25 protein-coding genes and 1 pseudogene are annotated in these 22,674 nt (G+C 44.5%); 18 read left to right on the plus strand and 8 right to left on the minus strand.

Going from position 1 to position 22,674, the window contains the following annotated elements; genetic code table 11:
* Positions 1-48 precede the first annotated feature (48 nt).
* Both G517_RS0104620 and G517_RS20695 read left to right on the plus strand, forming a co-directional pair.
* Positions 49-789, plus strand: a complete 741-nt coding sequence (locus tag G517_RS0104620) for an S-methyl-5'-thioinosine phosphorylase (RefSeq protein ID WP_028303444.1) — start codon at positions 49-51, stop codon at positions 787-789.
* A gap of 185 nt (positions 790-974) precedes the next feature.
* On the plus strand, positions 975-1,349 hold the full coding sequence (locus tag G517_RS20695) for a hypothetical protein (protein WP_157833145.1): 375 nt from the start codon (positions 975-977) through the stop codon (positions 1,347-1,349).
* On the opposite strand, the gene G517_RS0104625 is transcribed toward G517_RS20695, so the two are convergent.
* On the minus strand, positions 1,300-1,863 hold the full coding sequence (locus G517_RS0104625) for a hypothetical protein (protein WP_157833146.1): 564 nt from the start codon (positions 1,861-1,863) through the stop codon (positions 1,300-1,302). The two genes, G517_RS20695 and G517_RS0104625, sit on opposite strands and share 50 nt — an antisense overlap.
* 390 nt (positions 1,864-2,253) lie before the next feature.
* Here G517_RS0104625 and G517_RS0104630 point away from each other — a divergent pair, with 390 nt between their 5' ends.
* Entirely contained in the window at positions 2,254-2,490 is a 237-nt protein-coding gene (locus tag G517_RS0104630; protein ID WP_051206042.1) for a type II toxin-antitoxin system Phd/YefM family antitoxin, read from the plus strand.
* Between the two features lie 113 nt (positions 2,491-2,603).
* Here the strand turns inward: G517_RS0104630 and G517_RS0104635 are convergent, their stop codons facing one another.
* Complete coding sequence (locus tag G517_RS0104635; protein WP_028303447.1) at positions 2,604-3,155, minus strand: DUF4240 domain-containing protein; 552 nt, start codon at positions 3,153-3,155, stop codon at positions 2,604-2,606.
* Between the two features lie 276 nt (positions 3,156-3,431).
* Here G517_RS0104635 and G517_RS0104640 point away from each other — a divergent pair, with 276 nt between their 5' ends.
* Complete coding sequence (locus G517_RS0104640; protein ID WP_028303448.1) at positions 3,432-3,644, plus strand: RNA-binding S4 domain-containing protein; 213 nt, start codon at positions 3,432-3,434, stop codon at positions 3,642-3,644.
* Positions 3,645-3,690: 46 nt separating this feature from the next.
* Here the strand turns inward: G517_RS0104640 and G517_RS0104645 are convergent, their stop codons facing one another.
* Positions 3,691-4,464 carry a ferredoxin--NADP reductase gene (locus G517_RS0104645; protein ID WP_028303449.1) on the minus strand — a complete coding sequence of 258 codons (774 nt, stop codon included), beginning with the start codon at positions 4,462-4,464 and terminating at the stop codon, positions 3,691-3,693.
* A gap of 190 nt (positions 4,465-4,654) precedes the next feature.
* On the opposite strand from G517_RS0104645, the gene G517_RS0104650 reads away from it, so the two are divergent.
* From G517_RS0104650 to G517_RS0104660, 3 genes are all read left to right on the plus strand, one after another.
* Entirely contained in the window at positions 4,655-5,554 is a 900-nt protein-coding gene (locus G517_RS0104650; protein WP_028303450.1) for a LysR family transcriptional regulator, read from the plus strand.
* A gap of 217 nt (positions 5,555-5,771) precedes the next feature.
* Positions 5,772-6,581 carry a peptidoglycan DD-metalloendopeptidase family protein gene (locus tag G517_RS0104655; protein WP_211224235.1) on the plus strand — a complete coding sequence of 270 codons (810 nt, stop codon included), beginning with the start codon at positions 5,772-5,774 and terminating at the stop codon, positions 6,579-6,581.
* An 8-nt stretch (positions 6,582-6,589) separates the two neighbouring features.
* Complete coding sequence (locus tag G517_RS0104660) at positions 6,590-7,270, plus strand: acyltransferase (protein ID WP_028303452.1); 681 nt, start codon at positions 6,590-6,592, stop codon at positions 7,268-7,270.
* Here the strand turns inward: G517_RS0104660 and G517_RS0104665 are convergent.
* From G517_RS0104665 to G517_RS17740, 3 genes are all read right to left on the minus strand, one after another.
* Complete coding sequence (locus tag G517_RS0104665) at positions 7,260-8,630, minus strand: BaiN/RdsA family NAD(P)/FAD-dependent oxidoreductase (RefSeq protein ID WP_245543192.1); 1,371 nt, start codon at positions 8,628-8,630, stop codon at positions 7,260-7,262. The two genes, G517_RS0104660 and G517_RS0104665, sit on opposite strands and share 11 nt — an antisense overlap.
* Before the next feature lie 181 nt (positions 8,631-8,811).
* Entirely contained in the window at positions 8,812-10,023 is a 1,212-nt protein-coding gene (locus G517_RS0104670) for an ammonium transporter (RefSeq protein ID WP_028303454.1), read from the minus strand.
* Positions 10,024-10,319: 296 nt separating this feature from the next.
* Entirely contained in the window at positions 10,320-10,667 is a 348-nt protein-coding gene (locus G517_RS17740) for a DUF3135 domain-containing protein (RefSeq protein ID WP_051206046.1), read from the minus strand.
* A gap of 469 nt (positions 10,668-11,136) precedes the next feature.
* Between G517_RS17740 and G517_RS0104680 the strand changes: the two genes are divergently transcribed.
* The 5 genes from G517_RS0104680 to G517_RS0104700 all read left to right on the plus strand — a co-directional run bounded on the left by G517_RS0104680 (position 11,137) and on the right by G517_RS0104700 (position 16,005).
* Positions 11,137-12,252 (plus strand): branched-chain amino acid ABC transporter substrate-binding protein, encoded by a 1,116-nt coding sequence (locus G517_RS0104680; protein WP_028303455.1) that lies wholly within the window; start codon positions 11,137-11,139, stop codon positions 12,250-12,252.
* Positions 12,253-12,367: 115 nt separating this feature from the next.
* Positions 12,368-13,294 carry a high-affinity branched-chain amino acid ABC transporter permease LivH gene (gene livH, locus G517_RS0104685; protein WP_028303456.1) on the plus strand — a complete coding sequence of 309 codons (927 nt, stop codon included), beginning with the start codon at positions 12,368-12,370 and terminating at the stop codon, positions 13,292-13,294.
* A complete protein-coding gene (locus tag G517_RS0104690; RefSeq protein WP_028303457.1) occupies positions 13,294-14,547 on the plus strand; it encodes a high-affinity branched-chain amino acid ABC transporter permease LivM in 1,254 nt (417 codons plus the stop codon). The genes livH and G517_RS0104690 overlap by 1 nt, the downstream gene beginning before the upstream one ends.
* A complete protein-coding gene (gene livG, locus G517_RS0104695) occupies positions 14,540-15,307 on the plus strand; it encodes a high-affinity branched-chain amino acid ABC transporter ATP-binding protein LivG (RefSeq protein WP_028303458.1) in 768 nt (255 codons plus the stop codon). The genes G517_RS0104690 and livG overlap by 8 nt, the downstream gene beginning before the upstream one ends.
* Positions 15,307-16,005: an ABC transporter ATP-binding protein gene (locus tag G517_RS0104700; protein ID WP_028303459.1), complete on the plus strand. Its 699-nt coding sequence runs from the start codon at positions 15,307-15,309 to the stop codon at positions 16,003-16,005. The genes livG and G517_RS0104700 overlap by 1 nt, the downstream gene beginning before the upstream one ends.
* 250 nt (positions 16,006-16,255) lie before the next feature.
* Here the strand turns inward: G517_RS0104700 and G517_RS0104705 are convergent, their stop codons facing one another.
* A complete protein-coding gene (locus G517_RS0104705; RefSeq protein ID WP_028303460.1) occupies positions 16,256-17,263 on the minus strand; it encodes an MsnO8 family LLM class oxidoreductase in 1,008 nt (335 codons plus the stop codon).
* A gap of 31 nt (positions 17,264-17,294) precedes the next feature.
* Positions 17,295-17,513, minus strand: coding sequence for a hypothetical protein (locus G517_RS20865; RefSeq protein ID WP_211224236.1), 219 nt, complete (start codon positions 17,511-17,513; stop codon positions 17,295-17,297).
* Positions 17,514-17,626: 113 nt separating this feature from the next.
* On the opposite strand from G517_RS20865, the gene G517_RS0104715 reads away from it, so the two are divergent.
* The 6 genes and pseudogenes from G517_RS0104715 to G517_RS0104740 all read left to right on the plus strand — a co-directional run.
* Complete coding sequence (locus G517_RS0104715; RefSeq protein WP_028303462.1) at positions 17,627-17,926, plus strand: helix-turn-helix domain-containing protein; 300 nt, start codon at positions 17,627-17,629, stop codon at positions 17,924-17,926.
* A gap of 505 nt (positions 17,927-18,431) precedes the next feature.
* Positions 18,432-19,462 (plus strand): annotated as a pseudogene (locus G517_RS17745) (IS110 family RNA-guided transposase).
* A gap of 309 nt (positions 19,463-19,771) precedes the next feature.
* Positions 19,772-20,233: a DUF4231 domain-containing protein gene (locus tag G517_RS17750; RefSeq protein ID WP_157833147.1), complete on the plus strand. Its 462-nt coding sequence runs from the start codon at positions 19,772-19,774 to the stop codon at positions 20,231-20,233.
* A 21-nt stretch (positions 20,234-20,254) separates the two neighbouring features.
* Positions 20,255-21,340 carry a nucleoid-associated protein gene (locus G517_RS0104730; protein ID WP_028303463.1) on the plus strand — a complete coding sequence of 362 codons (1,086 nt, stop codon included), beginning with the start codon at positions 20,255-20,257 and terminating at the stop codon, positions 21,338-21,340.
* A complete protein-coding gene (locus G517_RS17755) occupies positions 21,337-22,350 on the plus strand; it encodes a GTP pyrophosphokinase (protein ID WP_051206048.1) in 1,014 nt (337 codons plus the stop codon). Before G517_RS0104730 ends, G517_RS17755 begins: the two co-directional genes overlap by 4 nt.
* A gap of 27 nt (positions 22,351-22,377) precedes the next feature.
* Positions 22,378-22,674, plus strand: a 297-nt coding sequence (locus G517_RS0104740; RefSeq protein WP_028303464.1) for a transposase, incomplete at its 3' end; no start/stop codon positions are given.

Consider the following 22,674-nt stretch of genomic DNA (forward strand, 5'->3'; position numbering starts at 1 on the left):
GCGGCTTTTTTATTTTAATGGGAACGGTTTTAGGGTAGAGGATAAAATATGTTGGCAATCATAGGTGGCACTGGGCTGACTGAAATGGATGGCTTGGATGTAATCTCTCACCAAAAAGTGGACACTCAATGGGGTGATCCTTCTGCCGAGATTATAACAGGCTCCATTGGCGGTAAACATGTGCTTTTTTTAGCACGCCATGGTCATCCGCACCGAATTCCTCCCCATAAAGTAAACTACCGTGCCAATATCCAAGCATTAAAGAACGCTGGTGCCACGGCTATTATTGCTGTTAATGCAGTAGGCGGTATCCATCCTGATTGTGAGCCTGCTGGGTTGATGATTCCTGATCAAATCGTCGATTACACTTGGGGGCGTGAGCATACCTTCTTTGCCGATGACTTGGATCATGTGGTTCATATCGATTTTAGCTGGCCCTATGATGAGCCTCTTCGCCAACGGTTAGTCAATAAGGCAAAAGCACTGCAGCTGGATATTATGGCTAGGGGTGTCTATGGTGCGACTCAAGGCCCAAGACTTGAAACTGCCGGCGAGATTCAGCGTATGTTGCGTGATGGTTGCGATATTGTCGGTATGACCGGAATGCCTGAGGCGGCATTGGCCCGTGAAGTTGAGCTACCTTATGCCTGTATTGCCCTTGTGGTTAATATGGCGGCAGGACTGACGGATGAGATTATCACGATGGCAGAAATTGAAGCGGCGCTTCATCAAGGCATGGGGAAGGTCTTGAGTCTACTGACAGAGAGTATTGCTGACTATCCTGCATGATTTTTTGTCGATTATTGTCATAAAAATATCGATGATATGTCACCTTGGCGTCATTAATTCACACTAGTCTTATTCATATGATGGACGGTGACGCCATAGCAGTAGACTTAACGGTGTAATCTAACGGTAGAGTTGAGGCTGTCATAGGTCGTCATATTAAATAAAGATGACAACAGGGTAAGCCCATGACACGTCGTTATATTGATCAAGTTCTAACACACTTTTCCGATGAGCTGGCAAAGGTTGATGGCCAAGCAATGACGCTTTCTCTGCGAGCGCATTTGCTCCATGAGGCTAAGCGTCTGCACGAAACGTTAAAGGCATTAGTGCTTCAACGTGAGCTGAATTATTCTGAAGTGTTCTTTATTAATGCTCTTGAGCACTTTACCGCGTGTGCTCGCTTTGAGCGAGCGGAGTGCTTGAAATTATCTTGTTCACGACTAAAGAATGAAATACCACAAACGACCACACACATAAACGTGTCCCCGTTTAAACTGTGGGCTACGGATGCTAAGACCCGGCTTCAAGATCAAGCGGCAGTTCAAGAGCGTACCGTTTAGAAAGTAGAAGCTCTTCTCGACGCTTGATTAGCATAATATTGACCCCGTCATTAATGGCCGATTCAATATCGAAATCAGGAAAAGCTGGGATAAGTTTACGGCGTAGATCAACAATCGGAGTGCCTTCAGGGAACTCACCAATAGGCAGTTTTACGCTGCGGGTGGATTTTCCGCGCCTAACCGGTATCTTGTTTAATGTGCTCCAGGCGAGCACAAAGCGCTTCTCATCATCCATTGGTGGGATATCAACCGACGATGGTTCTTGCTTGGCTCGGTCAAGAGCGATACCGTCGAGTAAATGACCAGACCCATGTAAAACCCCTTCATCCACTAAATGTTTTTCAAGGCCTTCTCGGTCAGCGGGGTCGGCAATTACCCCATCGCTTACCAACTGCTTGATCATTTTTGTATCGGCATAAACGGGATTGCCTTCGCAATCGAAAATATCATAAGTTGGCCTGAACATTTTGTTGAAGCCGTGGTAGTACCCAAGAGTCATGTATTGCTGAGTCATAAGCTGGTTCAACCCTCTTTAACGGTCATTGTTTTAAATTCTCGTTCCGTGAGACGGATTCTGAGCGAAAAATATTATAGACTTGGCTTCATTGCAAAAACGAGTATTTTTTATATCAAATATATTGTTTCCCATTGTTTATGCTCAGTGGGTTGATGCGAATCAAATCTAAGTTAACCTTAATTGCTTGATTTAAGAGGTTAAACGGTCATCAATGATGTGACAAAGATCATGATCAACAGCATTAAAAGTGACATGCAACCAAGTTTTGATACACTCCGTTTTTAGCTGATGTCTCTCTGGCACCGCAGATAATCCTCTGCAAGAATGTCGAAATAAAAGAGCAGATGTTTGAAAGAGTGCTAAATGCGTGGTGACAGGAGCAGCAAAATGATGATGACCACTAAAGAGTTTGCTCAACAAATTGATCAGCTTGTTGATAAAACGGCCCAAACCCATGAAACGGTATTTATCAAAGGCGATAGTGGCAATGTTGTTATGATTTCCGAGGAAGACTGGAACTCCATCAACAGTATTTTGCAAGTAGTTTCCATGTCAGGTATTGCGGAGTCGATTCGTTCGGGGTTGCAGGAAGAGATAGATACGACGGCGGATAACATCGATTGATCTATTTTTTTGGGTCAAGCATTCTGTTTCTTGAATCAAACACCTTGGTTCTTAAATCAAACACGTCACTTTTAAGGCCTGCCTTTCCCTAAGCCAGCCTTGTCATTTTTAGGTTATTCTTCCGCAGGGCCTAATTCATAGGTTCTGCTGTTATCCCAGTATTTATTGAATAAATTGGGTAACATTTTTGCCAGCGCATCAATATCTTCTGGCCAGAGGTAGTTCATTTCAGGGTCTGGTAGGGTTCTTACGCGTTTTAAAAAGTCCTCTTTACCGGTTGCGGCCTCATACGCTTCCTGTGCGGCAAACACTAAACCTTCTCCTGTAATATCTTCAATAGGGTCTTTTACGTTGCTAAAAGATGCTAAGTTGTCAGCATTATCTAGAATATTAGAAAATTTCTCCTGACCAAAAGAGATCAACCAAAGCCGAAAATCTTCAAAAATATCATCATTGATATAGCTTTGAAGAATAAAATTAGCCATTAATACGGGAAAGCTAAAGGCGTTATTTTTCTGTTTCGCTAGGTGGTTCTCAAATTGAATAAGTTCTTCTTCAGGAAGTGATGCTAACGCCTGTGCAATCTCCTGATACTGGCCTTCAGAGCCAGACGGATGTTGCACGAGAGAAGAGTTAATAATGTCCCAAAAGCCTTGTTCTGTCATCGCGCTAATCTCGTGTTTGATAGGTGCTTCGATTATAACTTCTGCATTTGAGGCGAATGCCGACAGAGATCAAAAAAGAAGTGATGCACTGATTTAGTGCGATTCTTGTATGATATACATCACAATGTTCAACGGTTACTTACGTTTCAAGTCTAGAGAATACTGAACATTTTAAATCTAGTGGGCATAGAACCTCATTCACCGTATCATCCATATTCGTTTGATTTTTACGGCATACGTTTGATTTTTACGGCATAGCATAAAGAGAGCAATCCAATGAGAGATGTGATTATCACCCAAGAACCTGTTGAATTATTCAAGATTTTGAAATTTGAAAGCTTGGTGAATAGCGGTGGTGAGGCAAAAATGGCGATTGAGCAGGGGTATGTCATGGTCAACAATCAGCAAGAAACGCGTAAACGTCGTAAAATTGTTTCTGGCGACTGTGTTGAGTTCAACCAGCAGCGCTTAAATATTGTGCTGGCTTAGAGATCAAGCGGTCAGCGTTTTAATGACGTTGACCGCACCTGACAATCTAACTTTCTACAAAGGCTCGCTCAATAACGTAGTGGCCTGCTTCGCTATTTTTAGCTTCTTTAAAGCCCCGCTCGTTCAGAATCTCACAGGTTTCTTTCAGCATGCTTGGCCCACCACAGATCATAAAACGATCTGTTTCTAGGTTAAATGCTGGGAGATTGAGATCCTTGAACAGTTGCCCGCTCACCATAAGATCTGTCAGCCGACCTTGGTTTTTGTAAGCTTCACGGGTAACGCTTGGGTAGTAGACTAGTTTGTCTCGAATTAAATCACCAAAATATTCATGATTAGGCAGCTCTTCAAGAATAAGCTCTTGGTAAGCCAGCTCAGAGGTGTAACGTACACCGTGGGTTAGAATGACTTTGTCGTATTGCTCATAAATATCAGGGTCTCGGATAATGCTCAAAAATGGCGCTAAGCCTGTGCCTGTACTGATTAGGTAAAGGTTTTTACCTGGTAGTAAGTGGTCATTAATTAACGTGCCCGTTGGTTTGCTACTGAGCATCAGCTCATCGCCCGGCTTGATACTTTGCAGGCGAGAGGTTAATGGCCCATCAGGTACTTTGATACTAAAAAACTCTAAATGATCTTCATGGTTGGCGCTGGCGATGCTGTAAGCCCGCATAAGAGGCCGACCTTCGACCTCTAGGCCGATCATAATAAAATGACCATTTTTAAAACGAAGGCTTGATGCTCGGCTGGTTTTAAAGCTGAACAGGTTATCATCCCAGTGATGAACACTGAGGACTTCTTCTTTAATAAATGCAGCCATGGTGCCTCCAGCCTCCTCTTCTGTTTCTATATAGAGTGTCCGCATAGAATTAGAAAAAGTGCATAAAATATTGGTATAAGAAAATCTGTTGCAGGTAGTGTAACGTCCTATTAATCTATTTGTTAAACAGATAATTTAGATTATATTTATCAGTAAAATCGATATGTGTAGTTGATGTTGAGGCTTCACCATGAAATACAGTTTGCGACAGTTACAGGTTTTCCTTGCTGCGGCTCATTTTGAAAATATTACTCGAGCGGCGCGCAGTCTCTCTATGTCGCAATCGGCAGCCAGTAGTGCATTAAAAGAGCTTGAGCAGCAGTTTGACATCCAGCTGTTTGATCGTGTGGGAAAACGCCTTCAGCTAAATGAACTCGGGCGCTTGGTTCGGCCTCAAGCGGAAGCGCTTTTGGCTCAAGCTCAAGAGTTAGAGGTGGCTTTGCAGCAGCACCAGCAACCGGGGAATCTAAATGTGGGCGCTACGCTCAGTATCGGTAATTACTTGGCGGTGAATCTTATGGCTCGCTACATGGCGGATCAACCCAATGCTAAAGTGCGCTTGGATGTTGAGAATACAGCGGCCATTGCCCAAAAAGTGATTAACTTTGAATTGGATGTTGGCTTGGTTGAGGGGGAAATTCAGCACCCTGAACTTGAAGTCATTCCTTGGCGAGAAGATGAGTTGGTGGTGTTCGCCAGCCCCGATCATCCGCTGGCAACTCGACAGCGTTTATCAGATCATGATTTAAAAGCCGCTAGCTGGATTCTGCGTGAATCAGGTTCCGGTACACGACAAACGTTTGATCGTATTATGAGTGGGATTCTGCCTGAGTTAAATGTTCTGCTTGAATTACAGCATACCGAGGCGATTAAACGGGCCGTTGACGCAGGGATGGGCTTGGGTTGTCTCTCCCGTGTTACTCTTGAAGATGCTTTTGCTCGGGGCAATCTTGTGCCTTTAGCGATTCCACAGCGTAATACCCAGCGGTTATTTTATTTTGTTTTGCATAAGCAAAAATACCGTAGTGCAGGAGTTAATCGTTGGTTGGAGCTGTGTCGAGAAAGCGTGACGGAAGAGAATCATTCTTGACTCTTAACTGAGCTAAGGCACACTATCTTTTTTTGGCATATTTCGGGTTGTTTTTTGCGCTCATTTTTTACTTATCTTTTTACTTATATTGACACTTATTAAAGAGGGACAGGCTTTGTTACGGTTGATAAATGGACGTCTTGGTTTATATTCGGTTATGGCTAAAGATTCAATTATAGCGAGCCACGGGGTCGTCTCTAAGCTAGGGCTCTCTTGCTTGTTAATAGCTTTATTTCTCTTTTCTAGTGTGTCTTATGGTGGGTTTGTACCGAAGGACTCACGGGTTCCTGGAGGGGTAGCCGTTATTGCGTTGCCACAGAAAGGCGATGCCCCTCCTCATGTTTTCTTCCAAAAGAAACGTGTCTTTACCGCTCGACTATCGGGGCAATGGTATGCATGGGTTGGCTTGCCATTATCATTAAAAACAGGCGACTACAGCGCATACTGGCGCACAAAGGAAGGCGATAAACCGCTTTCTTTTTCGGTAAAAAATAAAGAGTATCAGAAGCAATACCTGACGGTTAAGAATAAGCATGTCAACCTAAGTGCTGAACAATTAACACGGGTACGTCGTGAAACGCCTGAGATACGGGGTGCGATGGATACCTTTAAACCCGTTATCTATGAGCTGCCAGAACAGGTTGTTCAACCAACAAAAGGGCGTATTAGTAGCTCTTTTGGCTTACGTCGTGTTTTTAATGGTCAATCAAGGAACCCTCATAGCGGTATGGATATCGCTGCCGCTACCGGTACCCCCGTGCTTTCAGCCTTAAATGGCAAAATTGCTGCCATTGGCGATTACTACTTTAATGGTAAAACCGTTATCGTGGATCATGGCCAAGGTTTAACCACACTTTATTGCCATCTCTCTAAAACAGAAGCCTTAAAGGTCGGTGATAAAGTTGATGCAGGTACAAAGCTGGGTGAGGTGGGAGCAACGGGTCGTGTGACAGGGCCGCACCTGCATTGGACGGTGACATTAAACGGTGCCCGAGTAGATCCTGCTTTGTTTTTATCTGTTGAGTAGAAAATACGATGAGTCGGAAAAAAATTGCTAAAGTTATAGATTATCTTTTGTGTCTGCCTAAATCTGTGTTTTTTAATTTGTATTATTTGCCTTTTTCTCAGGCGATAAAGCTCCCAGTGCTTATTTGCCATCGCTCCTCTTTACGATCTTTAGGCGGAACTGTATCCGTGCCAAAAAATGCGAGGTTTGGAAAAATAAAACTCGGGTTTGGGGTGGTACAAATTTCAGATAATAAATACTCCCGATTTATCTGGTCTGTGGAGCCTAACGGACACGTCAGTCTAGGGAATAATATTCGAATAGGTACTGGCAGCCGTTTGTTTGTTTCCGGCAGGCTGACGGTTTCTAATGGTGCAAATTTTTCTGGTGAAGCGACAATCGTGTGTAAAAAAGAAATCTTTTTTGGTGAGAAGTGTTTGGTCTCTTGGCAAACACTTTTTATGGACACTGATATGCACGATGTTATTAATACCGCTGGCGAAACGCTGAATAGCGATGCAGCCGTTGCTATTGGAGCGCGAGTTTGGGTTGGAGCAAGGTCGACTATCTTAAAAGGTGTATCAGTCGATGAAAACTCAATCGTTGCTTCTGGGGCTCATATCGTTAAGTCGTTTCCCGCGAACAGTATTTTAGGCGGTAATCCGGCAAAAATTGTAGGGGATATGACGGATAAGAGTTTTATTCATTAAGTAAAAAATCAGCCATACCCTCCCCCGCTTTTTTTCCTGTTGCTAGGCAGGCGGTGAGCAGATAACCACCGGTGGGGGCTTCCCAGTCAAGCATTTCACCGGCAAAAAATAACCCTTGATGGGTTTTGCTCATAAAGTGATCAGTCAGCTGGCTTATGGATACACCACCGGCGGTACTGATTGCTTCATCAATCGGTTGGGTTTGAGTGAGCGGCAGCGGCAGTGCTTTAATTGCTTGTGCCAAGGCGTTAGGGCTTTGAAAGGTTTCTTTATCGGTTAGCTGCTTAAGTAGAGCCTGCTTGATCGGGCTAATTTTATACAGCTTTAGGCATTGGCTAATTGACTTTTTCCCGCGATGACGCAAGGCATGGCAAAGCGTTTCTTGGCTACGGGCAGGTAAAAGGTCTAACAAGAGCATCGCCCGACCTTGTGCCGCAATTTGATCTCTTAACGGCGCTGAAAGTGCATAAACAAGACCACCCTCGATACCGCTTTGGCTGATCATCATATCACCGGATTTTTCATAGGTGATACCATTGGGGCTAATCGCTTTTACGGTAATGCTTTTGACGGGCTGGCCTGAAAATACCTGCTGGAAATCTTCGGGCCAGTCCACTTTAAAGCCACAGTTGGCGGGTTTTAATAACGTTGTTTCGATCCCTTGTTGTTTCAGAGGCGTTTGCCATAGGCCATCACTGCCGAGTTTTTTCCAGCTGCCGCCACCAAGAGCTAAAAGGCACGCCTTAGCGGTGACCAAGCAAGGGCCGTTTGATGTTAAAAAACGTAGCATTTTATTTTGCTCATCTTTGTTATCTTTTCTATCGCCCTCGCCTTGCCAGCCTTGCCAATAATGACGGGTATGCAGTTTTAGCCCCAGTGTTTTTAGATGCTGCAGCCAGCGTCTTAATAGAGGTGCGGCTTTCATGCCGGTGGGGAATACTCGACCAGAGGAGCCGACGAATGTTTCTATCTCATAAGTTTCAACCCATGCTTTTACCTGATGGTTATCAAACGCGGCGACAGCCTTTGTCAGATAAGGGTGTGCTGGTAGATCTGAGGATTGGGCGTAGCGGGTGATAAAGTGTTCAGGGGCTTCAATATGAGTGATATTCATACCGCTTTTGCCTGCATAGAGAAATTTTCTGGCAACGGTCGGCATCGCTTCAAAAAGATCGACACTAACCCCTCGCTCTAGTAAGACCTGTGCTGCCATAAGCCCTGCAGGCCCTCCGCCGATAATCACCGCACCGTTGGCGGTTATGTGGTGAGTTGCAATGATGGGGCTAGCATCAGGCGTTATTTGAGATAGCTCTTGAGATTGAGATAGCGTCTGAGGAGGTGTCGAAAGCATAGAAGGCATAAAGAGATAGGTGCTCTTAAAGGTAAGCTAATAATGGTGAATAAAAAGGACGGTATATATAGATGGTGTAACAATAGAAGGGTGTGATTTTAAAGCAGCCCGCCGCGTTTGTCTGCTAAGAACAGATCGCTTGTAGGCTGCGTTGTTAGTTTTAAGTGCTCAAGAAGCACTTTTAGGGCGATTAATCCTCGCTGGTTGCTCCGATTTTATGGATGCTAAGGTCAGCCCCGTTGAACTCATCCTCTTCTTCAAGGCGAAGGCCGACGACTTTGTTGATTAAGCCATATACCGCAAACCCGCCAAGAACCGCAATGATGATACCGATGATCGTGCCTGCGAACTGAGCAAGAAAGGTTACGCCACCAATACCGCCTAACGCTTCTAAGCCGAAGATGCCTGCAGCAATACCGCCCCAAGCACCGCACAGACCATGTAAGGGCCATACACCCAATACGTCATCTAAGCGTGGCCACTTATTTTGGGCCAATGTAAACATCATCACAAATAGCGCGCCTGCGATACCACCGGTGATAAGGGCTCCAATGGGATGCATGATATCTGAACCGGCGCAGACCGCGACTAAGCCTGCCAGTGGGCCGTTATGAATAAAGCCTGGGTCATTTTTACCAAGAGCCATTGAGGCGATAATTCCGCCGACCATCGCCATTAAGGAGTTAACGGCCACTAAACCGCTGATACCGTCCAAGGTTTGCGCCGACATCACATTAAAACCAAACCAGCCAACCGTTAGAATCCAAGAGCCTAGTGCTAAAAATGGAATATTAGAGGGTGCAAAGGCGACCACCTTGCCATTACGGTAGCGACCTCTGCGTGCGCCTAAAACCAGCACAGCCGCTAGCGCGATCCAACCGCCAACACCGTGTACGACTACGGAACCTGCAAAATCATGGAAAGGCGCACCAAATGAGCTTTCAATCCAGCTTTGAAAACCGTAATTGCCATTCCAGCTCATGCCTTCAAATAGCGGATAAACCAAACCGACAATAAGCGCTGAGGCGGTTAGCATGGGATAGAAGCGGGCGCGTTCAGCCACGCCGCCAGAAATAATCGCAGGAATAGCCGCGGCAAATGTTAGCAAAAAGAAGAATTTGACTAAAGCATAGCCATTGCCTTCTGCTAGCACCGTTGCACTGCTAAAAAAGGTAATGTCGTAGGCGATCCAGTAGCCTATAAAAAAATAGGCTAGGGTTGAAAAGCCAAAATCGGTCATGATTTTGACCAGCGCATTTACTTGGTTTTTCTTGCGTACAGTGCCCACTTCTAGAAAAGCAAAGCCGGCGTGCATGGCGAGTACTAAAATAGCCCCTATCAAGATAAAGAGCGTATTTGCTCCCTGCATCAATGTTTCAACAGCACTATTGATGGTGTCCACAGGCATCCCCTCGGTAGATCGGTTATTTGCACAATAACGGTGCGTTATGATATTGAATATCGCACACTTATTGCGCGGTAGAAGCTTATAAATAGGGCGTACTATTTTTAGTTTTATGGTGCGCAGCTTTTAATTTTATAGTGCGCAACGCCCTAACTCATTGGTTTTATTGTGATTAAAGTGCTTTTTATTAGTGCTTTTACGCACCAATAAAAAGCATTACGCTGTATTTTAAAGCAGGATATGTGCCATAAATATGTGCTTGTTATGACAGGGGTACGCGGGGAAAGATTTGTTTACAGATGGCGGTTGAACGGGATGACATTATCTCGATAAGGGCAGGTTATCATGGTTCTTTTATTCACGATGATAAATGGCTGGAAAAGCGCATCTAGCTCTGTACGCATTTGTTCAAAGGAATCATGCATCAGTGCCGCAATTTTTATACAACTCTGCAAGGGGGTCTTACAGCGCTGGCGCTCCATATCTATTTTAAAGTTAATGCCTTCAAGCCTTTGTCGCATATGGGGTGATGTGCGATGGATGATTTCATCCGTCAAAGTCTTGCGTAATGTTTCCAGTTGCTCGGGATTGTTTTGGGCTAGTTCCATTAGCACATCAAAGGACGGTAGCGGGCTAGCCATAATTCACCTCAATTGTCATTGCGCTTAGTATTAGGTCTAGTCTAAAAATCAGCGCTTTGCTAAAAAAAAGTAAGATAATCATTTTGCTAAGTTACTGAAATAAAAAAAAATGACCTTGAAAACTTAGATGTAAGAAAAACGTTACAAACGGGGTTAAGGTCGATATTTGCGATTTCATCTGGTTTAAATTTCTATTATTTTACTTTTAAGCAGAATAAATGACTGTTGTTTTCCTCTTGATGCAGTCTTTTTTGTTTGATTGGTTACGTGAGCGTTAAAATTTGTATCAATACAAGCTAGACAAAGGTCAGAAGTTGAGTGAATAATCCTTAGTCGAAGGTCTGGTGTTTTGGTGTCTTGATCATAGCAAGCGATGTCATCAAACGGACTGCCAGAAAATTTAGCTGGAACAAGATCCCTGTTTATTCAGCTTAAATTTGAATTATTAATAATAAAATGGGAAATAATAATGAAGAGCATAGTGAAAAAGACGCTTATCGGAATGAGTGTTTCTGCAGCATTGATGGGTACATCTTTGGCCCAAGCTGATATTAAAATCGCACTTGCAGGCCCTGTATCTGGCCCTGTTGCACAGTACGGTGATATGCAGTTTATCGGCGCAGAAATGGCAATCGAACAGATCAACAAAAAAGGCGGTGTAAACGGCGAGAAACTTGTTGGTATTAAATACGATGACGCTTGTGACCCTAAACAAGCGGTTGCTGTTGCCAACAAAATCGTTAACGATGACATCAAGTTTGTTGTGGGTCATCTGTGCTCAAGCTCTACTCAGCCAGCCACTGACATTTATGAAGATGAAGGCATCGTCATGGTCACGGCGGCATCAACTAACCCTGATATCACGCTACAGGGTTATCAGCTAATTTTCCGTACGATTGGTCTAGATAGCCTGCAAGGCCCTGTTGCTGGTCGTTTTGTGGCTGACAGTATTAAACCGAAGCGTATGGCTGTTATCCATGATAAACAGCAATACGGTGAAGGTATTGCGACGGCGGTTAAGAAAACCGTTGAAGAATCTGGTGTTGATGTTGTGATGTTTGAAGGTATCACGGCAGGTGATAAAGATTTCTCAGCATTAGTGGCTAAATTAAAACGCAACAACGTTGATTTTGTTTACTACGGTGGTTATCACCCAGAGCTAGGTCTGATCTTGCGTCAGTCTGCTGAGCTAGGTCTAGATGCTCAGTTTATGGGCCCTGAAGGCGTCGGTAACAAAGATATTTCTGCGATTGCTGGTGAAGCATCTGAAGGTCTTTTGGTAACACTTCCGCCTAGCTTTGAACTAGATCCTAAAAACAAAGGTTTAGTTGATGCGTTTGAGAAGAAAAACCAAGATCCTTCTGGTCCTTTTGTAATGCCTGCTTACGCTGCCGTTCAAGTGATGGCTGACAGCATGAAAGCAACAGGTAGCACTGATGCTGAAGAAGTTGCTGAGTACATGCATAAAGCCTCTTTCACCACACCAATTGGCGATGTTAAATACGACGAAAAAGGCGATCTAACGTCATTTAATTTCGTTGTCTACAATTGGCATGCGGATGGCACCAAATCTCCTGCTAAATAAACTTTAATAATAATACTGAACTGAACAGCCCGCTTACAAAGTACGCTGTGAACGTTCCCCTTGAGCCTGCCATAAGCAGGCTCAAGGCTTTGCGTTGCTCTCAAGGTGTCAACCTATGTCCGAGTCTATTTACTATTTCCTTCAGCAGATTGCTAATGGTTTAACCATAGGTAGCACCTATGCGTTAATCGCCATTGGCTACACGATGGTTTACGGCATCATCGGTATGATCAACTTCGCCCACGGCGAGGTCTACATGATTGGTACTTACGTTGCCTTTATCGCCCTAGCGGGCCTAAGTATGCTGGGTATTGATAACCCTTTTCTGTTAATTGGTATTGCTTTAGCCGTGAGTATTGTCGTCGCGAGCGCTTATGGTTTCTCTATTGAGCGGGTGGCTTATAGGCCGCTTCGTAGCAGTAAGCGTTTGATTGCACTGATCTCTGCTATCGGTATGTCTATTTTTCTACAGAACTATATTCGTTTGGCTCAAGGTTCCCGTGATATTGCGATGCCGAGCATGATTAAAGGGGGATTCTTATTTGGTAGCCCAGAAGGCAGCCATATTATGATCTCTTACATGCAAGTGATCATCATGGTGACAACGGTTCTGTGCATGGTTGGTTTAACCCTGTTTATTACCCGCTCTCGGATGGGTCGTGCTTGCCGAGCTTGTGCTCAAGATATCGGTATGACGAACCTTTTGGGAATTAATTCAAACAACGTTATTGCCGTAACTTTTATTATTGGTGCTTCTTTGGCCGCTGTTGCTGGTATGTTGTTAGGTCTCTACTACGGTGTTGTAAACCCGTATATCGGCTTTATTGCTGGTCTCAAAGCTTTTACCGCCGCAGTGTTAGGTGGTATCGGCAGTATTCCTGGTGCGATGCTTGGCGGTTTGATTCTTGGTGTTTCTGAGAGTTTAACGGGCGGTTATTTAACTGCAGAATACAAAGATGTTGTTGCATTTTCATTGCTGATTTTGATTCTGCTGTTTATGCCACAAGGTATTCTAGGTAAACCTGAGGTGGAGAAAATCTAATGTCTCGAGTGACTTCTGCATTTGTCGCCGCCTTAATTACTCTAATATTGGGTGGTTTTCTTCTGGGGTTATCATTAACCTCAGAAGGTATCAATTTAGTGGTTGGGCCATCAACGCCAGGAAAGATCACCTTCCTGTTTGTCGGTGTTGCGATTGTTTTTGTACTTCAGTATTTCCGTGAACATGTTGGGCGTTTTACCACTCATATGCGCAGTGATCAGCGTATGGAGTTACCCTCTTTTCTACGGTCTTCACAGCAGCAACGCATCTGGACGATGTTCGTTATTATCGGTCTGCTACTGTTTCCGTTTTTAAGTTCACGGGGCGCGGTGGATATCGCCACGCTAACGCTGATCTATGTCATGCTGGGCTTAGGTCTAAACGTCGTTGTGGGCTTGGCGGGTCTATTGGACTTAGGCTACGTTGGCTTCTACGCCGTGGGTGCTTACACCTATGCCTTGCTGAATATGTACTTTGGCGTTTCCTTCTGGGTGGCTCTGCCGATTGCCGGTGGTTTAGCGGCACTGTTTGGCTTTTTATTGGGCTTTCCGGTGTTGCGTTTACGGGGTGACTATCTAGCGATTGTAACCTTGGGCTTTGGTGAGATTATCCGTATCTTGCTGAATAACTGGACAGACCTGACCGGAGGCCCGAACGGTATTGCCCGTATTCCTAAGCCAACGCTATTCGGTTTGGAGTTTAGCCGTCGTCCATCAGAAGAAGGCGCAACCACCTTCCATGAGTTCTTTGGCATAAGCTACAGCAGTGAATATAAGGTCATTTTCCTTTATCTAATGGCTCTGTTACTGGTATTGCTAACCGTTTATGTGATTCGCCGTTTAATTCGTATGCCGATTGGCCGTGCATGGGAAGCCCTGCGTGAAGATGAAATCGCTTGTCGTGCCTTGGGTTTAAACCCAACCATGATTAAGCTCGGTGCCTTTACCATTGGCGCATCTTTTGCAGGTTTTGCAGGCTCTTTCTTTGCTGCTCGACAGGGCTTTATCAGCCCCGAATCGTTCACCTTTATTGAATCGGCCATTATTCTTGCGATTGTGGTACTGGGTGGCATGGGGTCCCAGTTAGGGGTTATCTTAGCCGCTATTGCGATGACCGTACTGCCGGAACTTGCCCGAGAATTCGATGAATACCGGATGCTATTGTTTGGCTTGATGATGGTATTGATGATGATCTGGCGTCCACAAGGATTGCTACCGATGAAACGTCCTCATATGGAGCTAAAACGTGACTAAGAATCTGTTAACAGTAAAAGATTTGACGATGCGCTTTGGTGGCCTGCTGGCGGTCAATGGTGTCAATCTTGAAGTAGGTGAAAAACAAATTGTCTCGGTTATTGGCCCCAATGGTGCCGGTAAAACAACCGTATTTAACTGTGTGAGTGGATTTTATATTCCATCCTCTGGCTCTGTTATGTTCCAAGGCAAAGAACTTCGAGGCAAGCCCGGCCACCTGATTGCCCGTGAAGGCATGGTGCGTACCTTCCAGAACGTGCGCCTGTTCAAAGAGATGACCGTTATTGAAAACCTTTTAGTTGCCCAGCATATTCACGCTGAGCACAATATGCTGAAAGGCTTCTTTATGACGCCAGGCTTTAAGAACCGTGAGCAAGAACTGATGGATCGTGCCGCACACTGGCTTGAGCGCGTGGGTCTTATCGAATTTGCCAACCGTGAAGCTGGTAATCTCGCTTACGGCCAACAACGCCGTCTAGAAATTGCCCGTTGCATGGTGACAGAACCTAAACTCCTTATGCTGGATGAACCCGCTGCGGGTCTTAACCCCAACGAAACAAAAGCGTTAGACGAGTTGATTGTTCAGTTACGTGATGAGCAAGGCATCTCCATTCTTCTGATCGAGCATGACATGGGGTTGGTTATGGGTATTTCTGACCAAATCTATGTGGTGAATCAGGGAGAACCTTTAGCCGAAGGAACCCCCGCTGAAATTCAGGGTAATCCTGAAGTGATCAAAGCCTATTTGGGAGAAGAGTAATGCTGAGACTGGATAATATTCACACGCACTACGGCCCCATCGAGGCCTTGAAAGGCGTCTCACTGAATATTGATAAGGGCGAAATCGTTACCTTAATTGGAGCGAACGGCGCAGGCAAAACAACCCTGTTGATGACTGTTTGTGGCGAACCTCGCGCCTCATCCGGCACGGTTACTTGGAAAGGCAATGATATTACTCAGAAAGAAACCTCTGAGATCATGCGGACGGGTCTTGCTGTTGTGCCTGAGGGACGGCGCGTCTTCTCCGGCATGACCGTTGAAGAAAACCTTGCGATGGGGGGATTCTTTAACTACACCAACTACGACGAGCGACTGGCTCACGTACTGGAACTGTTTCCACGCTTAAAAGAGCGTTACAGCCAGCGTGCCGGTACGATGTCTGGTGGTGAACAGCAGATGCTCGCCATTGGCCGCGCGATGATGAGTAATCCCGAGCTACTGATTCTTGATGAGCCATCCCTTGGGTTGGCACCTATCATCATCAACCAGATTTTCGAGATTATCGATCAGTTGCGTAAAGAAGGCACGACCATCTTCTTGGTCGAACAGAACGCCAACCAAGCGCTAAGGCTTGCCGATCGCGGCTACGTTATCGAACACGGCCACATCGTGCTAGAAGACACCGGCGACAACCTACTGGTGAATGAAGACGTACGTAAGGCTTATTTAGGCGGTTAAACGTTAACCCGCTTTAAAGCCTAAGAAACCCCCAATATGGATATCCGTATTGGGGGTTTTGTGTTTCTAAGGCCGCTATAATTCAACAAAGGTTTTTTGGGGTCAATCCTATGAACACCGCCGCCAATGGATTCTGGGTCATTTAACCGCGCTGGATCAGATGTTTGCGGTAGATGTATGCGCTTACGCCATTATGTTCAATCATGATAAAATTATGGGCGTCCTAAATAATTCCCGCCATGACCTGACTTCACAAAAACTGCGCTAACTTTGTATAGCTGTCAATGCGTTCGTCCTGACCATAAGTGACCGTTACCGTTGCAATCTCTTCTGTGCCGAACTGATCCGACAGCTGTCTGATTTCATCCCAGCACTGCTCCGGCGTACCTATGGTATAGCCCGCCGCGATTTGATCAAACATGGCTTTGTGGGACTCTGACATGTGGCGGTAGCGGTCTTTCACCTCTTCCGGTTTCAGAAAGTCTTCACGCTGTCCTATCTGGGCTGAATACTTACGATAGACGGCAGTACCTGCTCTTAAATAGGCTTGTTCTTCTGTTTCAGCACAGATACAGGCGATGGCCAGCATGCGGCTTGGCGGGTGCTGATGACCGGATTTGTGCCAGGCGTTCTGGTGGGCTGCAAAAATTTCCGGACGGCAATTATCTGGGCCAATAAAGCGCGCCAATGCGATGTTGTAACCCAGTTCACCGGCCAGTGCTGCACTGCCTCCGCTGGAACCCAGCATCCAGAGTTCTGGTTTTTCACTGCTGTCGGGCAGAATATGGATATTACGATAAGGGTGCTCGTTATTCAGTGACTGATTGATAAATCCTGCCAGCAGAGCCGCCTGGTCAGCATAATACTCACCCTGAAGCGGGGCGTTGGGAAAAGCCAGTGCGCTGGAGGTCAGGCCTGTTCCGCCTGGAGCACGGCCAATACCAAGATCGATGCGGCTAGGGAAAAGGTTAGCCATCATAGAGAAGGTTTCAGCCACTTTTAACGGACTGTAGTGAGAAAGCATGACGCCACCGCTGCCAACTTTGATGTTTTTGGTGATGCTGGCAATATGGGCGACTAGGATTTCCGGGCAAGGGTTGGCGAAGTGCAGGCTGTCATGGTGCTCGGCAACCCAGTACCTGTAGTAACCCAGCTGATCGCATAACTGCGCCAGTTCAACGGAAAGGGAAGGAGCCTCCTTCCTGGAATGAGAGCCGTGAACGGGGCTTTGGTCAACAACAGACAGTTTGATGCTCATGGATAACTCCGTGATTTATTTTGTTAACATGTTAAACAAATACCGGAGAATTTGAAATATGAGCTATAAGAAAGGCCAGCCAGGCGGTAGCGGATGCCAGAAAGATCTGGACTGAAGAGGAGCGAAGCGTCTTCTTCTCTTGGTTGGCAGCCAACCCGGAGATTGGCGATCCTATTCCTGGTAGCGGCGGGTGTCGAAAGGTTCGATGGTCGGTAGCGGGTTCAGGGAAGCGTGGTGGGGTGCGAGTCATCTACTTCACCAGATTGGCAAATGGTGAGATCTGGTTATTGGTGATCTACAAAAAGGCCGTTAAGGAAAACATACCCGCGTATATCCTGAAGTCGATTCGTGAGGTACTGGAAAATGATTAACGAGACTCTGAGTGTAGAGGAACTTGGTAACAAGTTGCTCCAATCTGTTAAAGAAATGAAAGCCGGAAAAGCTGCACGAGTTAGTCGTGTTGAGCCTAACGAGGTTGCAGAGGCCCGCGGCAAAACTGGCCTGACTCAGATAGAGTTTGCTGAAGTACTGCATATCTCTCCGCGTACTCTGCAGGAGTGGGAGCAAGGTCGACGTAAACCTTCTGGTCCAGCAAAAGCGCTGATCGAGATTGCCTTTCGCCATCCAGAGGTAATTCGGGAAGATCTTGAACTAAGAGGTTAATCGGATAGCCGAGGGTTTCTAGCCCTCAGCCCCCACAACACCCTGCATGCGGCTCCGCACAGGGCGTTTCCTAAAGATGCTTAAAGCAAGATGGCCGATTAGCTCCGACTTACTCCAATGCTGGCTTCTGCTTTTGCGCCAATGTTTCTTAGCTCGGTCGGGAATGAAACGTTGAGCTCTGCTCGTTTTGTCCGACTTAATGCTCGGTTTACCGGTGCGGCGAGATTGGATAAGCTGTAAAATCAATGCATTATGGAAACCGTGCTTGTCCTTTTTTTAAGAGCACAGGCGCACGGCTGCTCTTGAATTAAAGAGCGCGACTATGCGCATGCGCATTTAGCAGGGAAGCAGTCAGATCAGAAAACGGATTTTTCCTTTCTAATCAAACTCTTTCCTCGATATCTGTCGGTATATTGAAATCGGCAAAATAAGCATGCCTATGATTAAAATAATGAGATGGACGCCCCGCCTATACTAGACTTATACCTCGGCGGAGGATTTTGTTATGGGACATCTCGCAGTAATAGGTATTGATTTAGCTAAGAACGTTTTTCAGCTTCATGGTGTTGATAAGCAAGGTCGATGTATTTTAAAAAAGATGCTTCGACGTTCACAGATGCTTAAGTTTTTTGCTCAAACTGAACCTTGCTTAATCGGCATGGAGGCTTGCGGTAGTGCTCATTATTGGGCACGAGAACTCAGTTCTTTAGGGCATGAGGTTCGCTTAATGCCACCGCAATACGTTAAGCCGTATGTCAAAACGAATAAAAACGATGAAGCAGACGCCGAGGCGATCAGCGAAGCGGTAACACGACCTAATATGCGTTTTGTTTCGGTAAAAAGTGTCGAGCAACAAACACTGCTTTTGATCCATCGGGAGAGGGATGGGTTGGTCAAAGAAAGAACTGCATTAATTAGCCGTATTAGGGCGACACTTTCCGAGTTTGGCATTGTGATTCCAGCAGGAAGACGTCGATTTAAAAACTGGTTTTTAACGGAATATGGAAAGTTCGAGGACAAATTGCCACAGCTTTTACAGCAACATATTGCATTTATGCTGAACCGTTTACATCAGAAAGAAAGCGATATAGAGCAGTTGGAAGTAGAGATTGACCAGCAAAGTAAGCGTAACGCAGAGTGCAAGCGCTTATTGGAAGTACCCGGCATACCGGCATAGGGCGTTTAACGTCTTCAGCACTGGTGGCGACAGTGGGTGATGCGAGGGTGTTTAAGTCGGGTCGTCAACTGTCAGCGTGGTTGGGGATTGTACCCAAGCAGTATTCCAGTGGAGGAAAGCAGACACTACAAGGTATCAGCAAACGTGGTGATGCGTATCTGAGGCGACTTCTTATTCATGGGGCAAGAGCGGTTATCCGCCATTCAAAGCCCGGTAGTCCTTGGTATAACTGGATACAGAGTTTAGAAAGCCGAATGCACAAAAACAAAGTGATTGTAGCGTTGGCGAATAAATTAGCGCGAATAGCTTGGGCCTTGCTGGCTAAAGGTGTTCGTTATCAAAGAGTAGAGGAAGCCTGATTTTGCGCAGGTAATATCAACGATGACACAACAGGTTGAACCGTGATCTGGACGCTCTGGCCCTAACATCGTTCCGATAAGAGAACGCTAAAATGATTAGAACCGGATCAGCGAAGCTCATCAGGGATAGGGTAAATACCCGAATAAAATCCGAATAGATGACTGCAAACCTTTTTATGTTGTCGGAAATTACTTGCCAAAATAGGGGCGTCCATAGATGTTATGCGCCTAAACATCGAGTTCACCTTCGATGGATGGTTTGCTAGCAATAAAATATGTAAAAATGGTATTTAAAAGGAAGTGATTCCAGTGTCAGAAGAAACATCTCAGTTAGATTTTCTACAAAATGAAATTTCAAATAGCATTGACAAATTAAAAGAAAAAGTTAAATCAAGTAAAAGAAAGACTAGCTTTGTAAATGCTTTATCCATTACTTTAGGGGCAATTATCACTCTTACTTTAGGTTTGGATGTTTCAGATGAAAATATACAGTTTCAAAAGAATTTAGCTTTATTATTTGGTGCCTTACTTACTATCACAAGTAGCTGGAATGCACTTTTCGACTACAAAAAACTGTGGGTTCGACAAAAAAGTACGTTGTTAGCTTTATATCAGATTCAGAATGAGTTGGGCTATAGAAAGTCGAAAAACGGTGAGTCTCAATTTGATGATATTTTTGAAAAATATCAAGACATTTGGGAAAAGGACGGTAGCGAGTGGAGAAACATTTTTCAAAGTGTGAAGATTGCTAACAATGATGTTTCTAAATGAGAGAAATAGGAATTAGTTTCTGTGAATATTATTAATCTAAAAATACAAAAAATTGTCATTCACCAAATACATCAGCGTGACAATGATGGAAATAAGGTAGCGCCAAGTAGGAGTACTGAATTCATAAAGTTTGATGATGAAGCAATGGATACATTTAAGTCTAGATTTATAAATGCTATAGGTTTAGATTCAAAAGCTGTTCCGATGTCGATTGTCAACCAAGAGTCAACTGACCTCCCCCAGCTTGTAGATAAAATAAGCGATAGCTGTGACGATGATTACATTTCCTTGTCATATGATGTTGCAAACAAATTAGCAGATGCTCAACAGAGAAGAAATTTACCAGGTGGGATTGTGGTAGTTTTCAGCGGTAACTATGGAGCAACACCCAAAAAATTCGTGGGCATTATGAAGGCGGAAATTCACAGCGCATACGAAAAAAGGGTTAATGAACTAACTCAAGAAATCACTCTTCAATATATTGAAGAGGCCCTTCTTACACCAGCGACAAAACTATATAAAACGGCTGCTTTTTTTGAAAAAGGCTCTACACCTGAAGGAGACGACTTAAACTCGAAATGGGATGTTCTTGTTTCTGATTCACAGATTAGCCAAACTGAAGGAAAAGCTGCTGCGCATTATTTTTACTCAAGTTTCCTAGGCTGTGGTTACCCTGAAACAAGTGCACGAACAACGAAAAAATTTTATGAAGCAACTTGTGACTTCCTCAATGACATGGATGTTAGTGAAGAGAAGCGGAATGACTTGCACAATGCCCTGATTTCATACTTGAAACACGAAAATTCAGATGTAGTTAATCCTTCAGAATTTTCAAGTAGGTACTTTGATATAGAAACAAGGGACTCATATTCCGAGTTTCTTGGAGGCAAGGAAATACCGACTACTGCTTTCACAAAAGATGTAGAGCATATCTCTGGAAAGCTAAAAACAAGAAAGCTATCATTTAGTAAGAACGTTAAGCTGATAGCACCATCTCAAGTATTCAAAGATCTTATTGAGATACAGTCTGTTAGCGAGAGTGGAACTGGTGAAGCTGTAAATTGGACTAAAATCATTGTCAAAGATGAAATCGTAGCTCAAGAATGAACGAAAAAGAGTTTTTAGAGCAGTGGAACCAAGACAGCCCCATGTATGATGCTTGGGGTGATTTTGTCACGTCTACAATATGTAACCATCTGAAGACTTCCGGTAAAAACTTATCCTCATATTTAAAGCAAAGCCCTAAGCACAGAGTAAAAGATCCTGTTTCTCTACTAGATAAAGCTTTTTATAGGGTCAATAAAAGTTATGATAACCCCTATGAAGAAATTGAAGATAAGGTGGGATGTAGATTTGTTGTTCTTTTGGTTGAGCAGATCAAAGAGCTTACTGACATAATAATTACCGAAGCGAATTGGGACTACAAGGAATGTAGGCACTTTCACTCAGAAAGAGAAAAAGAGCCTCTGTTATTTACGTATCAGTCTGTGCACTATGTCGTAAGAAATAAAACTGAATTTATTCACAAAGAAGTTACAATCTATCCGAACACTCCATGCGAAATACAAATCAGAACGTTGTTACAACATGCATATGCTGAATTAACCCATGATGCTGTTTACAAAGCCAAAACTTTAGTGCAACCAGAAGTTCATCGTACTGTGGCAAAAAGTATGGCTCTAATTGAAACCACTGATGACTTCTTTTCTGATGTCAATAACCGGTTAACTTCTAGTGCCTCAGAAAACTTAAATTTCCAGCAGCAGCTCGATAATCTTTATAAAAAGTACATCGGTTTTGAAAGTATCGCAGCACAAAAATCTTCAATTGTTGTTCTTGACGAATTCAATGAATTAATTACTGAAGATCTAATGAAAAAGCTTGAAGCATTTATAATTAAAGAATCTTATCTCCCAGAGATTATTAGAAGTAGCGCTAATATAAATCCGTTTTACATGCAAAGTGTAATTATTTTTGTTTATTACCTAACAAAGAAAAAGAAAAACACGTTACTTCGTGACTGGCCATTAAGTTATAAAATCTTAGAAAAGCTTGCTGTAGATACAGGTGTATCTCTCGAAACCGGTAGTGTTCAAAAGTCTGTGTCACCCCTATAGTTAACCCTCTACAGGGAGTGACACATTATGTCCGATAAATACGAAATCGACATTCAGGCCTTCGCTAAGGCTCTTCAGTCCGGTCAGGGACTTAATGGTAAAGATGGCCTTCTGACACCACTGATTAAACAGATTACCGAAGCGGCCTTGGGCGCAGAACTCGATGAGCATATGGCTCAGGATGACCAGCCCAACCGTAAAAACGGTACCTCCCGTAAAACAGTTAAAACAGCCTCTGGCTCGTTTGAGCTGGACACACCCCGTGACCGTAATGGCTCGTTCGAACCGCAGACGGTTAAAAAGTACCAGACCCGTCTGACCGAT

The organism is Oceanospirillum maris DSM 6286, from assembly GCF_000422865.1.
Classification (GTDB): domain Bacteria; phylum Pseudomonadota; class Gammaproteobacteria; order Pseudomonadales; family Halomonadaceae; genus Oceanospirillum; species Oceanospirillum maris.